The sequence below is a fragment of the Specibacter sp. AOP5-B1-6 genome, from assembly GCF_052376555.1.
In the GTDB taxonomy this organism is placed as follows: domain Bacteria; phylum Actinomycetota; class Actinomycetes; order Actinomycetales; family Micrococcaceae; genus Specibacter.
In genome coordinates this window covers 1-16,046 of record NZ_JBQSVT010000063.1, presented here as the reverse complement: position 1 = coordinate 16,046, position 16,046 = coordinate 1, and the positions used below count along the sequence as shown (strand labels likewise).

Genomic DNA, 16,046 nt, shown 5'->3' with positions numbered 1-16,046 from the left:
TTAAAGGCTACCCGCGCACAGATTTCGACTGGCCGGTTGTCCCGGAGGCGTTCACCGATTTGCTGATTGGTTTCAAGGAGCGGTACGGCGAGAAACTGCCGCCCCTCTACATCACCGAAAATGGTGCAGCCTTCAATGTTGGTCCGGACGACGACGGCCGGGTGCCGGACGCACGCCGGATCGACTACACGGACGCCCACCTCCGCGCGTTGAAGGCAGCCATGGATGCAGGGGTCGATGTTCGCGGATACTTCCATTGGTCGCTCATGGACAACTTTGAATGGGCGGCGGGCTTCTCCCAGCGTTTTGGCCTGGTCCACATTGACTACGAAACCCAGAAACGCACACCCAAGGACTCTTACTATTGGTACCAGGAACTGATCCGGCACTGCAGGAAATAGCCGCAGAATCTTACCGGCGGCACAGCAACGCGGCCACGGCCCTTGCGGAAACCTCGTTTCGGCAGGAGGCTCGAATTGTCCCTTAGGAACATATTCACCAGGAAGCAGCACCGACCATGACCACCGAGCGCCTGAACATCAACGAGATCGACCCCCAAGCCTTCCAGCCCATGTTTGCCATGGAAAAGTACATCCACGCGGGCACCCTGGGTGAGGATTTGCTGGCTTTGGTGAAGATCAGAGCCTCCCAAATCAATGGCTGCGCTTATTGTTTGGACATGCATGCAAAGGAAGCCCGCGAAGCTGGCGTGGACAACCGCCGCCTGGATGTCCTCGCCGGCTGGCGCGAAGCGACGATCCTGTTCACTGCGCGTGAGCAGGCAGCGATCGCGCTCACCGAGGCCGTGACAATGATCAGCGCCGGCGGCGTCCCCGACGACGTTTGGGCCGCTGCCGCCGAACAGTTCCCTGGCAAGGAGATGCCACTGCTGCTCATGGCCATTTCCGCGATCAACGTCTGGAACCGGCTCGCCGTTTCAACCCACCAGTCGTTGCCCAACCTGCCGGCTGCTGTGTAATCTGCAGCTGGAGGCGCAGCTGTAAGCACAACTGCGCCTTTCTCACCCTGCGGGAGAGCCCAGGGCTCCCCTGGCCAGGCGCAGTTGGTCCTGCGCGACGACGCCGAACATGACGGGGCAATTCTTTAGCTTGCGGGACCCGTCGGGGCATTGCCCGTCGCACTCCTGGTCGGTCCCCGCCGCAGTCCGGGAGGGCGTGCGGGAGGCCACGAAAATTGGACCCGAGATTCTGCCTGTCAACGCGGCATAGGGATTGCCTCCACCGCCGATTCACGGTTCCCGCTGCTGAGCAGCACCGCCGCCAAGGTTGGCCGCCGAGGCGTGCGCAACGTCCGTTGCCACGTCCAGTGGCGGCAACAACCCGGTTATTTATGCGCCCCTCAACGATGAACGGGCCGCACTCACACCCCAATAGCTGCCTTCGCAACGCCCTAGAACTCCGATGTATGTCTCCAGGACAACTTCATAAAACCGGTAAAATTGATTATTTCACGTCTATTTTCGACGTATCCCTAGGATTCCTTCGAGTTCATTGCTACCTTGACAAGGATACATCGGATGTTTGTTTTATGGTTGGAAGCTGTTTTCCTTCGAATTAACATCGCTTTCGCCAACAATGAATAGTCAACAAGGGAGTTACATTCATGGTTTTCCCCAGTATTCGCAGCCTGGCGCAAGGTGCAGCCAGGACGAACCAGCCAAGACCTCGAGTCAATCCAAGACGAGGGGCGACGCTGGCCGGACTTGCCACGCTGGGACTTGTCGGCGCGCTGATTGTGCCCGCTATTGCCGCACAAGCAGCCACTACCGACTCACTGGATGTAGCTTTCAATGGCTCACTCGTGGGCACCGATGCCTACACCACCACAGGCGACGAGGTCATGCACGGTGTTCTCAAGCGAGTGGCTGGCGGCGAAGAACAAGTCCCCATGTCAGGTGTTAAGCTCGCTGGCGGCACTCAGGGCATCAGCTACTCGCCTACCGATATGACCACGGGAACCGACAAAGCAGACCAGGGATTCCTGGGTGAAGTGAAGTTCACGCCGACCGGCGCTGCCGAGATGTCCACCATTTTCTCGGCCGGCGGCAACTTCTACATCCGTGCCCAGAACGACGAGTTGCGCTACGGCTTCGATTCGAACCCCGGAACCAAGTGGACCTCGAACACGAATAGTGTTGGCTACCCGGCGCTAAACAAGGAACATGTGGTCTCCTTCCACTACCTTCCCACCGTGTCAGGTGCAACGCTCAGCGTCATGCTCGACGGCGAGGTCCTGCCAGCAGTGACTAGCGCCGCCCCGGCCACGAACGCCCCTACACTGGGCGCGACCTTTGGCTTTGGCTACGAAGTCAACGCCCAAGGATCCACCCGCGGCTTCACCGGCGTGCTGCACGCAATCCGCCTGGCCAAGGCCGCGGAAGCGTTCAGTGACTCAGACTTTGAGTTTCAGCCCAAACCTGCATCCATAGACTTGCTGGATGTCAGCTACGACGGCACATTCACAGGCAACGGCTATACGTCAGCCGGCAACGACGTCGTCGACGGCAAGCTCGAGCGCCGCGCGGGAACCGAGTCTGTTGCCGACGGCCAGATTAACTTAGTCACGCCCACCGAAGGAATCGATTTCACCGCCGCGACATTCCCGCTTGGCAACACCACCGTGAACACAGGTTTTGTGGCCGAGGCCGTATTCACCCCGTTGGCCGCGCAGGCAGGCCAAGGCACACTGATCGCAGTGGGTGGCAACCTCTTTGCCCGATACACCCAAAATGGCAGTGCCTTCGAGTACGGGTTCAGCTCCAACGCCAGCGGCTCCTGGAAAAACTTCAGCCAAGTCATCCCGCTTCCGGAATTGAACAAACCGCACACCTTCTCCATGGTGTACGTTCCCGCGAGCGACGGAACCGCCCAGCTTATAGCCGGCATGGACGGACGCTTGCTGGAATCAGTCACAGGTGCCCAGGCAGTCAAAAACCCGAATGCCCTCACCACGGCCAGCTTCGGTGCAGAGATTGAGCCCGCCGCAAGCAACCGCGCATTCAAGGGATCGCTGGACAAAACACGCTTTGCCGCGCTGGCGGACGGATATCACGCGTCGGCAATCAAGTACCAAGAGCTGGACGCCGGCGAGCCCGAGGTTTGTGAACCACTCCTGGTCGACCCAGCCAACTACATCTCCGTCAGCACGGGTGACTGCGAAGCCAACATTCTGGCCAAGTCGGCATTGGTCCGCCCGACAGAGGCACAGCTGGAATGGCAGGAAGCCCGTCAAACGGCTTTCCTCCACTTTGGCATCAACACCTTCTACGATCAGGAATGGGGCCACGGCACCGAAGATCCTGCCCGGTTCAACCCGACCGACTTTGACGCCGACAGCTGGGTGAAGACCCTGCGGGACAACGGATTCCGTTACGCAGTTTTGACAGTCAAACACCACGACGGCTTCATGTCCTACCCCTCCCGCTACACCGATTACACGGTGGCCTCATCGCCGTGGAAAGACGGCAAGGGCGATGTAGTGAAGGAATTCACCGATGCAGCACATAAATACGGCATGAAGGTTGGCCTGTACATGTCCCCGGCAGATTCCAACCAGGAAGTTGACGGTGTCTTCGGCAACGGCAGCACCAAGAGCGAACGCACCATCCCCACCCTGGTTGGGGGCGATGACCGGGCGGGCAAGGATCTCCCCCAGTTCACTTACGAGGCCACCGATTATGGCGCATTCTTCCTCAACACCCTGTACGAGATCCTGACGCAATACGGACAGGTCGACGAGGTCTGGTTTGACGGCGCCCAAGGCAACACTGGCAAGCAGGAATTCTACGACTACCCTGCCTTCTACGACATGATTTCCCAGTTGCAGCCGAACGCACTGGTCGCCGTGGGCGGCAACGACATCAAATGGATCGGCAACGAACAGGGCACAGCCCGCGACAATGAATGGGGTGTGCTGCCCATCGCCAGACCCGCAGACGGCGGCAAAATCAGTCCCGTCAATCCTGATACCAATGCGAACCTTGGCTCGACCGATTCGATGCTCACGGCTGTCAAGAACGGCGGCGCCAACAACCTTCACTGGTGGCCGGGTGAAGCCGACATGAAACTGACTGGTGGCTGGTTTGCCCACCCCAACGACGTTCCCAAGAGTCCGGATGCGATGCTGGCCAAATACCACGAATCGGCAGGGCGCAATGCGGTGTTGCTGCTCAATGTTCCACCCACCACAACGGGCAAGTTCGCACCGGCATCCAGCGCAGCGCTGGAAGGCTTCACAGCTGAGCGGGCCAAGGCATTCTCCAGCGACCACGCTTTGGGCCTGCCGGTAACCATCAAGGGTGAGGCGTCGACTCTGCTCACCGATGGCAACTTCCGCTCCTCTGCACAGCAAGGCTTGGCTTCCGGCGAAACCCTTGAAATCAATCTGGGCTCCGCCAGGGCCATTGACCGGATCGCTTTGTCCGAAGATGTGTTGAACCACGGACAGAATGTGGACGGGTTCCTAGTTGAAGCCAAGGTCAACGGAGCCTGGACCAAGATAACTGAAGCCGGCACAGTGGGCGTGCTGCGGATCCAGAAGTTCGCCACAGTCACTGCCCAAGAATTCCGCGTCACGGTGAAGGGGGCCCGCACACCGGCGCACTTCGCGAACATTTCCATGTACGGGACCTTGGCAGCGGCTCCTGCTCCGCTGATGGATCTCTACGTTGATTGTCAGGCTCCTGTTGCCGGCATTGGCACCGAGTCTCGTCCGTTCAACTCCATGGAACAGTTCCGCCAAACGGAACTTGCGCCCAGCTCCACCATCCATTTCAAGAACGGTACCGATTGCGCTGCCTCTGACACCCCGTTCTGGGGCTACGGAACCACTGATGCACCCCTCACCGTCACCTCCTACGGCGAAGGCGTGCCCGCCCTCATCGGCGGAAAATCCTTGGCAGAGACCTTCGCTTCGCGGGCCGACCAGGGATGGGTGGTTGCCGCTGGTGTGGAACCTGCAGCGCCCGCCGTCGTACTGGAAGGGGGCACCGCGACTGCAGGTGAATCCACCACCGTTACCTTGACCGGGTTTGCCGCAAAGCAGGAAGCCACTGTTGAACTGCGTCCTGGCGCAGTGCACTTAGGCAAGGCCACCACCGACGCCCAGGGTGCGGCCACACTCCGTGTGACCATTCCAGTCGACACAGCCGCAGGGACCTTCACCGTAGTGGCCACGCAGGGAGAAAAGTCGGCGTCTGCAGAGCTGATGGTCAAATCAGTCGAGGCGACCACGCCCCCGACCACTGATCCACCCACCGTAGAACCCACAACCGGACCGACCGAGGTTCCCACACATGAACCAACCACTGCACCCACTGCGGCTCCCACGGTAGAACCAACCACTGCACCCACTGCGGCTCCCACGGTAGAACCAACCACCGAACCCACGTCGGCGCCCGCAGGTCCCGTGGGCGAAGGACCCTCGGGATCCTTGAGTGCGACAACGCTGCCTGCCGGTGCAGAGCTGATTATTTCCGGCAAGAACTTCAAGCCGGGAACCAGTGCCACCTTTTCCTTACATTCGGATCCTATTGTTCTCGGCAGCTCAGCAGTGGCAACGGACGGTACGGTCACCTTGGCCACCAAGGTGCCGGCAAACGTTCCCGCCGGAGCACACACGGTCGTCATCAAGGGCGCGGACGCCGCAGGTGAGGCGGCTGAAGTCAGTATTGCCTTGACTGTAACGGCCGCTGGCGGTTCCACAGCGACTGTGCCGTCTGCATCGGCAACGGATGCCGCCAGCAACCCGGTGGCCGGCAAGGACACGAATGGTCTGGCGAACACCGGCTCAGCCTCAACGACAGGCTTCTTGTTGGGGCTGGCGTTGCTGGTCGCTGGAGCAGCATCGGTGGGCCTGGTTCGTCGCCGAGGCGCACGCGGCTAAGCACACCAGTCATTATTGGAAGACCAGCCGTGCCCGATACACCTGGTGTATCGGGCACGGCTGGTGTCGGACCATCGATCAGGGCGCCACCACTCTTGGCACCGTCCGAACTCGATGTGATTGCATCGCGGACGGGAGCGTTCCCCAACGCCGAGATGGGTGCCGAACTGGACCTTGCTGAAACCAGCGCAATAACCCATCTGCATCGGGTCCTGGTGAGGCTTCGATTGCACGACATGGTACCGGCAGGAAATATTTGGCCCCCGAAAGCGAGCTTCAACGGCAGCTGGGGTCGCATCCAGAGCGGTGACGCGACACAGGTATAGCCTGTACCCATGGCGACAGTGTTTGATGAGAATTTCTGGGATGAACGCTACGGCTCCGGCGGTGCCGTTTGGAGCGGCCAACCGAATCCGCAGCTGGTTTCCGAAGCGTCGTGGCTGGATTCCACTGACCCATCGGTGCCAAAGACAGCCCTCGACATTGGCTGTGGTGAAGGTGCCGACTCAGTGTGGCTGGCCCGGCGCGGCTGGCAGGTGACTGCCGTGGATTTTTCACGCGTCGCCCTGCAACGGGCCAAGGACCATGCTGCGGCCCAGGAGCTGGCAGGATCCATCGAGTGGGAACACCGCGACCTGCTGGTGTGGACTCCCCCGGCCTCCGCCTTCGGCCTTGTTACGGCCCAGTTCATGCACCTGCCACAGCAGGACCGTGATCCCCTGTTCACCCGCCTTGCTGCCGCGGTTGCCACAGGCGGGTCGCTGCTTATCGTGGGGCATTCGGCGTCGGACGCTGCTGCCGGAGCCCGCAGGCCCGATGCTCCCGGCTTGTTTTTCACGGCTCTTGGCGTGGCTGCCATGCTGGAGCCGGAGCTGTGGAAGATAGAGGTTGCCGAGTCCCGCCCGAGGAGGACGAAGGGAAACGACGGCGAATCCATCACCATCAGCGACGAGGTGGTCCGGGCCGTGAGGCTGGGCTAGAAAAGCCCAATGTCTCAGCATCTCCGATTCGCCCTGCGGCTTGGATGACGTCCGGAGGCGTCCCCTGGCAGCGGCGGGGCCGTGGAAATGTAGTGGTGGCCGGTCGGGGTGCTGAGTTCGGTGCTGGGCTGGACGTTTTCGGGCCCGGTACTCCGTTCAAAGGACCAGCCGGGAGCTTCCTTGGCCTGGTTGCAAGAAGTGCAGAGGCCCTGCCCGTTCTCGATCGTGGTGAGGCCGCCTGCTGCATACGCCTTGACGTGGTCGTACTCCCTGATGGGTGCATCGCAGTACGGTGTCTGACAGCGTTGGTCCTGCAGCCGCAGGAATTCCTTCATGCCCTCCGGGAAGAGCCGCGACCGGGAATCCATGGCCAGCAGTGCATTGCTTTCCGGATGGGTGAAGAGCCGCTTGAGCCACACCCGGGGAGAAAATCCACTGCCGCCGCCATCGCCCAGAACCATTGCCCGGGCGATGGGTGCCGGAATCGGATCGTATCCGACCAAAACAGCCGGATCCTTGGCGCTGCCAAAAAGTGATCTGTCGGTCATGACCAGTTCCAAGGCAATGTCGGGTTCAGTGACCGAGGTGCACCACGGCTCGCGGATTGCTCCGGCCGCTTGTGTCCAAGATGTTCCAGCGCCCGTTCCAGCGCCCGTTTCGGCGCCTGATCCGGCCCCGGGCTGGGTGTCGCTGCCTGTCGGCATGCCCCGATGGTCACTGATGGTGCCGGCGCCCTCGTCGCACGGAGCATGCCGGATCAGCCGGTGCATCAGCGCGTCGGCCATCACCTGGCCTTTGCCGCGTTCGTCCCCGGCCGCTTTGGCGCTGTCGGCCACCCTGGTCAGCGTGGCCAGGATGCGCACCCCCTGCTTGAGCGGGATCAGCGCCGTCAAAAATGTCATGCCGTCCGCGGCCGGCCGCAGGGAGACGTAGCGGTCGCCAACAGCCTTCTCATGCCGTTCAACGAACGCTTCAGGCTCGAGTCTGTAAGCTTCTTTCCTGGCAGCGGCCACCAGCTCCCTGGTGCCCAAAAGTGCGACGGCGGCCGGGTCGCCACAGATCAGTTGGTCCACGCGTGCACGGTTTTCCAGCGAAAGAAACACCGTCTCCTTGGCGACCAAGCCTGCCCGATATTCACTGATTTGTCCCAAGGTGAAGGCATTCATGGTGTGGGGCATTTCCCGCACCAGCACCTCGGCCAGTTCGCTCAGCTGCCGTCCGCGATGCGGGGATTCCCGCCGGGCCAGTGCCACTTGTTGTGCGAGACCGGCACCCAGCCTCTGGCGTGAGACTCCAGCCCGTGCCTGGCTGAGCCGCTGCTGGGCAACGAACAATGTTTGCGCATGGGCCTGGGTAGCGGCGATCGCGTTCTTGGCTTCCTCCAGGCATGCAATAACGTCTATCAACGCTGAACCTGAGATCTGGTCAACCGCCGCGGCATCAAATCCGTTGCCCGTGGCCGTTCCACCGAGTCTCGTGATGACATCCGTGGCCAATGCCGCACGGGATTCGGCCTTCGTTGCTGCTGACTTTGCCGTGGCCACCTGGCCGGTTAAATGTGCCAGCGCTTGTGCGGTGCGCCCCTCACGGATGGCCTGTTCCACCAAGCTGGCGGCGTCGTCCGCCTTGGTCTCCGCCTGAAGTGCATACTCGTGGGCCAGCGCGGCGTCAAGCTGCGCCAAAAGCGCAGGTTCAAAGAACTGGTCGCAGCCCTCCAGAACGGCCGTCCCCAAGCCAAGAAGTGCGTCGCACGTCTGCGACGACCAGGTGGCACAGCCAACGCTTTCCGGTCGTGGAGTGGTTGCCGGAGTGCTGTGGCGGACCGAGCCAGTCGTGGCGCGGCTGTCGCGCCCCGAGTCGGTCGTGGGAGAGCCGGCGCCGCCCGGCCGGTGGGCACCGGCTTCTGCCAGACGCCCGGCAGCATCATCGGTGTTGCCGTGGAGCCAATCCGGTGCAGCCATCCCGTTCACCTGCCTGAAAATAAGGTTTCAGCCTGTGCAACCCTTGCGGAATATTCCTTCAGGTCCCGTTGTATCCTCTGCTACTTCGATTCTATGGAGTGCCACTGACATTCTGGAAGGAAGAGGGCGTCAATCCGGCAAATCTGTGGACAGCGTCGGACCCACGTGCACCTGTGGAGGAATGAGCCACGAAAAAAGGGCCAAAAACACCCACATCAAGCGAGTGCCGGCAAAAGTCAGGCCGTTACGACAGCTGCATCTTGAACCCGGCGTGGGATTGGGTGAACCCCAACCGCTCGTAAAAACGGTGGGCGTCCCCACGGCTGTTGTCGCTGGTCAACTGCACCAATGCAGCACCCCGGCGACGGCCCTCGGCAACGGCCCACGAAATCATGGCGCTGCCCAGGCCCAGCCCCCGCAACTCCTCATCCACCCGGACCGCCTCAATCTGCAGCCGGGTTGCCCCGCTGCGCGCCAGTCCCGGCAGGAACGTCAGCTGCATGGTCGCCACCACCACCCCGGCCGCATCATCGACCACGCACAGCAAATGCGCCGCGTCTGCATCGATCGCGCGAAACGCCGCAAGATACGGCCCACGCCGCTCCGGAGCCGCGGATTCAACGGCGGCCCGGAGCTGGTCCCGGGCAATCAGCTCCACTATGGGGCCGACGTCGGACTCAACGGCCTTGCGCAGCCGGAAGCTCTGGCCTGCGAGCGCGAAGCTTGTCAGTGACATTCCTGGATCCCTTCAATTTCATGCCGGCAATGATGGAAGCCAACACCACGACAATACCCACAAGCTGCCACGGGCCCAGGGACTGGCCGGCCACGACCCACCCCAGGACAATCGCCACCACCGGGCTGAGCAGGCCCAAGAATGCCGCCGCACCCGCAGGCAGCCGGGACAGCCCCCGGAACCAGCAAAAGTAGGCCACTGCCGTGCCCATGAGCGACAAATACAGGTAGCCAAGAATGTTCGGCGTCGTCAACGGAACGGCAGGCAGGCCTTCAAACACGAACAGCAGGACTGCCAGAGAGGCCCCGCCTGCCACCAGCTGCCAGGCGGTGGTGGCCAGCGGAGACTCCGGCCCGCCCGAACGGGAAGGCGGTTGGCCCCACTTCTTGGCCAGCACGGTTCCGGCCGCCATGGACAGTGTGCCACCGGCCGCCGCCGCAAGCCCCACAGCATCGAGCCGGGCCTGGGACTGCAGCACAATCAAGGCCACGCCAAACACTCCCGCCATTCCGGAGAGCAACCGGGTCGGTGTCAATTTCTCCTGCAACACCCGGCTCGCCAATAAGGCAACCAACAAGGGCTGAATGCCGCCAACAATCGCGGCCACTCCCCCGGGCAGCCGGTAGGCCGCCACGAACAACAGGGCAAAGAAGGCGCCAATGTTCAGCATCCCCAGCACCCACGACTTCCACCACCAGGACCCCTGCGGCAGCCGTCGGGAAAGCGCCAGCAGCAACAGCCCGGCCGGCAGCGCACGCAGCACCGCCGACAGAAGCGGACGCCCCTCCGGCAGAAACAGCGTCGTGGTCAGATAAGTGGATCCCCAAAGCATGGGGGCAAGGGCCGTCACGAGGATCAGCATCAAATTTTTACTAAGCACTTAGCTAATGTAACTCAGTGCTTAGCAAATTGCTAGAGTGGTTCCATGCCGGACCAACTAGAACGCATACTCGCCCAGTGGCACGCTGAAAAACCGCATCTGGATGTTTCACCCATGGCCGTCATCGGCCGCCTCAGCCGCGCTTCGTCAGCCGTCGACACCCGGCTCGCAGCCACCTTCGCAAAACACGGACTGGATGCGTCCACCTTCGACGCACTGGCCACCCTCCTGCGCAGCGGGCCGCCCTACACGCTTGCCCCGGCCGCGCTGGCCCGGGACGCCATGATTTCCACCAGTGCCGTGGCCCAACGCTTGAACAAGCTCGAAAGTCGCGGCCTGGTTACCAGAACAGCAAATCCGGACGACGGCCGCGGCACCTTGGTCGGGTTGACCCCTTTGGGGAAGACGCTGGTCGAGGCAACCCTGCCGGACCATCTGGCCACAGAACATGCCATCGCCGGCGTTCTGACCGCCTCGGAGCAGGCCCAGCTGGCCGCCCTTCTGCAAAAACTTACAGACGCGGCACTTTAATCTTTCGCCGCCCAACAGCACAGGACCGGACGGGGCGGAGCCAGTGGACTCCGCCGTGCGAGCTGGCAGCAAATGGATCCGTGAAAGACTCTCTCCCATGACCAAATTGATTGCTGCGCTTGCCATTCTTGCGGCTCTGGCCTGGGCTGTCACTGCAGCAGCGTCATGGATTGCCAAAAAGAAGGCACCGCTGGCGATTGCCGCAGGCAAGGCCTCAATCCATGCCACACCGGCCGAGCAGGAAAAGTCCATGCTGAGGGCCCAATGGCGCACAGTGGCGGCATTCGTGTTTGCCGCCATCATGTTCGCCGCCTTGTTCAGGATCTCGATCGGCTTGTCCGGGCAGGCGGGTCTGCCCATCGCCATGACGACCGGCCTGTCCGCCAGCGGCGGCCTGCTCCTGTTCACGGCCCTGCCCGCCGCCAAACTCGCCACACCCGGCCCGGCCGCCAAGAGCCCGGTCCTGCCGCGGCGCGCGTTCATCGTCCCGGCCGCAACCCTTGCAGTCTTCACCGCCTTCGTCATTTCCACTGAACTGGCACCGGACTTCAACGCAGTGAAGACCGACGGCGTGCCCCTCCTCCTCGTGGCCGTGGCCTTCGCCGGTTCCGCCCTTCTTGTCCTGCACCGCCTGGCCACCACAGCCATGCTTGCGGATCCCCGCATGGCCGCACTGGACCTCCGTTGGCGTGAAATCTCGGCCCGGAACGTGCTGAACTTCGCCAGCGGCGCACTGCTGGCCGCCCTGGGCACGGCGGCCATCCTGGCAGCCCTGGCGCTGAATGCCGTGCCGGCAAACGCCGCAGCATCAGCGTCCCCCCACTGGGCCACCGCCTGCGCCGCCGGAGGGGCCGCAGCGGCCCTGGCCGGCGTCGTGCTTCTGGCACTGGCCGCCAAAGGCGCCCTCACGATCCGCACGCGTGCCCGCGAAGAGGCCCCGGCGCCCATAACCGCATAAACTGGACGGCACCATGACTTTCACTATCTCCTACCCCGCCGCGCTGCCCGTCTCGGAGCGCCGCGAGGACATCATGGCTGCCATCGCCGCCAACCAGGTCACCATCATCGCCGGTGAAACTGGCTCCGGAAAGACCACCCAGATCCCGAAAATGTGCCTGGAACTGGGCTTGGCCGAGAAGGGCTTGATCGGCCACACACAGCCGCGCCGCCTCGCCGCCCGCACCGTGGCCGAACGCATCGCCAGCGAAATGGGTGTCGACATCGGTGAAGAGGTGGGCTTCCAGGTCCGCTTCACCGGCCATGTGGGCCCGAAAACCAAGATCAAGCTCATGACCGACGGCATCCTGCTGGCGGAAATCCAGCGCGACCGCCTGCTGCGCAAATACTCCGCCATCATCATCGACGAAGCCCACGAACGCTCGCTGAACATCGACTTCATCCTCGGCTACCTGCGCCAAATCCTGCCCCAGCGCCCGGACCTGAAAATCATCATCACCTCGGCCACGATCGACCCCGAGCGCTTCGCCACGCACTTCGCCGCCCCCGAAGGCCCGGCACCAATCATCGAGGTCTCCGGGCGCACCTTCCCCGTGGACATCCGCTACCGCCCCCTGAGCGGCCCGGCTTCCGGGGAGGACACCGCGGGCACGGACGACGACGAGATTGGCTCGGGCGCGGACCGGAACCGACACGGTGGGAACCGGGAGGACGGGGGCAACAGCGAGGAGGACCGGGACCCCCTCGATGCCGTCTGCGACGCCGTGGACGAACTGTCGAAGGAAGCTCCCGGGGACATCTTGATCTTTTTCTCCGGCGAGCGTGAAATTCGGGACGCCGCCGACGCGCTGCACGGCCGTGTTAAAACAAATCCACGGCTGCGCAATGCCGAGATCCTGCCGCTGTTCGCCCGCCTGTCGCTGGCGGAGCAGCACGCCGTGTTCACGCCCGGCAGCCGCAAACGCATTGTGCTGGCCACCAACGTCGCCGAAACGTCGCTGACGGTGCCCGGCATCAAATACGTCATCGACACCGGCACCGCCCGCATCTCCCGGTATTCGCACCGCACCAAGGTCCAGCGCCTGCCCATTGAGCGCGTCTCGCAGGCTTCGGCCAACCAGCGCTCGGGGCGTTGCGGGCGCGTGTCCGACGGCATCTGCATCCGGCTGTACTCCGAGGAGGACTACAACGCCCGCAGCGAGTTCACCGACCCGGAAATCCTGCGCACCAACCTTGCCGCCGTCATCCTGCAGATGACGGCCATGGGTGTGGCCAAGGGACCCAAGGACGTGGAGAAGTTCCCGTTTGTCCAGCCGCCGGACTCCAGGGCGATCACCGACGGTGTGACCCTGCTGCGCGAGCTGGGCGCGGTGAACACCCAAGGCGGGATCACCGGCGTCGGCCGCCAACTCTCCCAACTCCCGGTGGATCCGCGGCTGGGACGCATGATCGTGGAGGCCGCCAAGCGCGGCGTCGCCGCCGAGGTCATGGTGCTCGCCGCCGCGCTCACCATCCAGGATCCACGCGAACGGCCCACCGACAAGCAGCAGCTGGCCACCGAGAAACACAAGCGCTTTCAGGACGAAAACTCCGATTTCACCGGCTTCCTGAACCTGTGGCGGTACATCAAGGACAAGCAGAAGGAACTGTCCTCCAGCGCGTTCCGCCGCTTGTGCAAGGCCGAATTCATCAATTATTTGCGCGTGCGCGAGTGGCAGGATTTGTTCACGCAGCTCAAGCAAATGGCAAAGCCGCTGGACATCAAGGTCTCCGGAAACGACATTGATCCGGTGGCCAACCACGACGCCATCCACATGTCCCTGCTGACCGGTCTGCTCAGCCACATTGGCCTGTACGACCAGCGCAAACGTGAGTACGCCGGCGCCCGCGGCACCAAGTTCATGGTGTTCCCGGGCTCGGCGCTGTTCAAGAAGTCGCCCGATTGGGTCATGGCCGCCGAGCTCGTGGAAACCTCCCGGCTGTGGGCCCGCGTGGCCGCCAAGTTTGACCCGCTGTGGGCCGAACAGGTGGCCCCGGACCTGGTCAAGCGCACGTACAGCGAACCGCACTGGTCCAAAAAAATGGGCTCCGTCATGGCCCACGAAAAGGTCACCCTCTACGGCGTCCCCATCGTGCCCGACCGCCGCGTCCACTATGGGCGCATCGACCCCGAGCTCAGCCGCGAAATGTTCATCCAGCATGCCCTGGTCGAGGGCGATTGGCACACGAACCACAAGTTCTTCCACCGCAACCAGGCCCTGCTGGCCGAGGTGGAGGAAATGGAAACCCGCATGCGCCGCCGCGACCTGCGCGTGGACGACGAGACGCTCTTTGAGTTTTACGACGAGCGTGTGGGCGGCGAGGTGGTGTCCGAGCGGCACTTCGACAAGTGGTGGAAGGACGCCCGCCACAAGGACGCCGCGCTGCTGGACTTTGACGCCCATGTGGTCATGGCCGAGGAGCCGGAGCTCGACGAGGCGGCGTTCCCCAAGATCTGGACCCAGGGCGAGTTTGAGCTGCCGCTGTCCTACGAGTTCCATCCCACGGCGCCGGGCTCCGTTCCCAACCCGTCCGACGGCGTGACGGTGCAGGTGCCGCTGTTGTTCCTGAACCAGTTGCCGGAAGCCCCTTTCCGGTGGCAGATCCCCGGGCTGCGGGCCGAGCTGGTGACGGCGTTGATCAAGTCGCTGCCCAAGGCGGTGCGGAAAAACTTCATTCCGGCCCCGGATGTGGCACGGCAGGGCGCTGCAGCGCTGGCCGCCGACTTTGACCCGGGCGTTGACGTGCTGGAACCGTCGCTTGAACTGGCACTGCGCCGGATCAAGGGCCACGTCATCCCGCCGGGCTCCTGGAACTGGGACGCTGTGCCCAGCCATCTGCGCATGACGTTCTCCGTCGTGGACAAGAACGGCAGGATCCTGGAGGAGGGCCAGGACCTTTCCGCCCTGCAGTCCCAACTTGCCGGTGCCACCCGGCGGGCCATTGCCGAATCCCTCGGTGCAACGCCGAAGACAACCCAGGCCGGTCGGACCCCGCTGGCAGCACCTGCCAAAAACGGCAAAAACGCGTCGGCCAACGGAACCACGGCGGCCGGTGGGGCAGCAGCAGCTGGTTCGCGGCCGGCGTCGAACATTAACAGCGGCGGCAGCAACACCGACGGGATTGCCGAACGATCCGGGATCACCACGTGGGACATGGGCACGCTGCCGCGCGAGGTCAAGCGCCTCGTGGCGGGGCACACGGTGACCGGCTATCCGGCGCTCGTGGACGAGGGCACGACGGCGGGGATCCGCGTTTTCCAGCGCCAGGACACGCAGGATTCCGCCATGCGTGGCGGTGTCATCCGGCTGCTGGCCCTGCGCGTGCCGTCGCCCGACAGGTACGTTTTGGACCACCTGAGCAACACCGAAAAGCTGACGTTCAGCCAAAATCCGCACGGCAGTGTCACCGAGTTGATTGCCGATTGCACGCTGGCGACCATCGACAAGCTCACCCCGGCCGCATTGCCGTGGGCCGAGCAGGAATTCAACGCCCTGTATGAAATGGTCAGGGCGGAACTCATTGACACGGTGTTTTCCGTGACGGCCGTCGTCGAACGTGTCCTGGCGTCCAATCTGCGCATTCAAAAAGCGCTCCGGACCACCACCAGCCTGCCGCTGATCAGCGCGTTGAACGACGTCAAGCAGCAGCTGGAACTGCTGGTCTACCCCGGATTCGTGGCGCAGACCGGCTTTGCCCAGCTCAGCCAGCTGCCGCGCTACCTGACGGCCATTGAACGCCGGCTGGAAAAACTGCCGTCCAATGTGGCCCGCGACGGACAGTCAATGGCGGCGGTGCAGCGTCTGGAAGACGAGTACGACGACGCCCTGGCGGCCCTGCTGCCCGGGCAGCGGTCCACGGCGGGGCTCGAACATGTCCGCTGGATGATCGAGGAGCTGCGGGTCAGCTTGTTTGCCGTGGAACTGGGCACGGCCTATTCGGTCTCGGAAAAGCGGATTCGGGTGGCGTTGGCGAAGGCCATGGCCTAGCCCCTTACGAAATCTGTGTGGCAGTTGTTGGACATCCAACAACGGCCACACAGATCTTAGGGGGCGGTG

The 16,046-nt window shown here is 63.0% G+C and carries 10 protein-coding genes; 7 read left to right on the top strand and 3 right to left on the bottom strand.

What is annotated here, in order from left to right:
* From ACT3TS_RS18760 to ACT3TS_RS18745, 4 genes are all read left to right on the top strand, one after another.
* A partial coding sequence (locus ACT3TS_RS18760) for a family 1 glycosylhydrolase (protein WP_444533049.1) occupies window positions 1-401 on the top strand: 401 nt, incomplete at its 5' end.
* Window positions 402-517: 116 nt separating this feature from the next.
* Window positions 518-979 carry a carboxymuconolactone decarboxylase family protein gene (locus ACT3TS_RS18755; protein WP_444533048.1) on the top strand — a complete coding sequence of 154 codons (462 nt, stop codon included), beginning with the start codon at window positions 518-520 and terminating at the stop codon, window positions 977-979.
* A 644-nt stretch (window positions 980-1,623) separates the two neighbouring features.
* Entirely contained in the window at window positions 1,624-5,904 is a 4,281-nt protein-coding gene (locus ACT3TS_RS18750; protein WP_444533047.1) for an alpha-L-fucosidase, read from the top strand.
* Between the two features lie 335 nt (window positions 5,905-6,239).
* Complete coding sequence (locus ACT3TS_RS18745; RefSeq protein ID WP_444533046.1) at window positions 6,240-6,884, top strand: class I SAM-dependent methyltransferase; 645 nt, start codon at window positions 6,240-6,242, stop codon at window positions 6,882-6,884.
* A gap of 14 nt (window positions 6,885-6,898) precedes the next feature.
* Here the strand turns inward: ACT3TS_RS18745 and ACT3TS_RS18740 are convergent, their stop codons facing one another.
* The 3 genes from ACT3TS_RS18740 to ACT3TS_RS18730 all read right to left on the bottom strand — a co-directional run bounded on the left by ACT3TS_RS18740 (window position 6,899) and on the right by ACT3TS_RS18730 (window position 10,461).
* Window positions 6,899-8,845: an HNH endonuclease gene (locus ACT3TS_RS18740; protein ID WP_444533045.1), complete on the bottom strand. Its 1,947-nt coding sequence runs from the start codon at window positions 8,843-8,845 to the stop codon at window positions 6,899-6,901.
* 244 nt (window positions 8,846-9,089) lie between these two features.
* On the bottom strand, window positions 9,090-9,581 hold the full coding sequence (locus ACT3TS_RS18735; protein WP_444533044.1) for a GNAT family N-acetyltransferase: 492 nt from the start codon (window positions 9,579-9,581) through the stop codon (window positions 9,090-9,092).
* The gene (locus tag ACT3TS_RS18730) at window positions 9,523-10,461 is read right to left on the bottom strand and encodes an EamA family transporter (RefSeq protein WP_444533043.1); all 939 of its coding nucleotides are present in this window, start codon (window positions 10,459-10,461) and stop codon (window positions 9,523-9,525) included. Before ACT3TS_RS18730 ends, ACT3TS_RS18735 begins: the two co-directional genes overlap by 59 nt.
* 45 nt (window positions 10,462-10,506) lie before the next feature.
* Between ACT3TS_RS18730 and ACT3TS_RS18725 the strand changes: the two genes are divergently transcribed.
* The 3 genes from ACT3TS_RS18725 (at window position 10,507) to hrpA (ending at window position 15,977) form a co-directional block, all read left to right on the top strand.
* The gene (locus ACT3TS_RS18725) at window positions 10,507-10,992 is read left to right on the top strand and encodes a MarR family winged helix-turn-helix transcriptional regulator (protein WP_444533042.1); all 486 of its coding nucleotides are present in this window, start codon (window positions 10,507-10,509) and stop codon (window positions 10,990-10,992) included.
* A 97-nt stretch (window positions 10,993-11,089) separates the two neighbouring features.
* Window positions 11,090-11,950 (top strand): hypothetical protein, encoded by an 861-nt coding sequence (locus ACT3TS_RS18720; protein ID WP_444533041.1) that lies wholly within the window; start codon window positions 11,090-11,092, stop codon window positions 11,948-11,950.
* A 13-nt stretch (window positions 11,951-11,963) separates the two neighbouring features.
* Window positions 11,964-15,977, top strand: coding sequence for an ATP-dependent RNA helicase HrpA (hrpA, locus tag ACT3TS_RS18715; RefSeq protein WP_444533040.1), 4,014 nt, complete (start codon window positions 11,964-11,966; stop codon window positions 15,975-15,977).
* The last annotated feature ends 69 nt before the right edge of the window (window positions 15,978-16,046 follow it).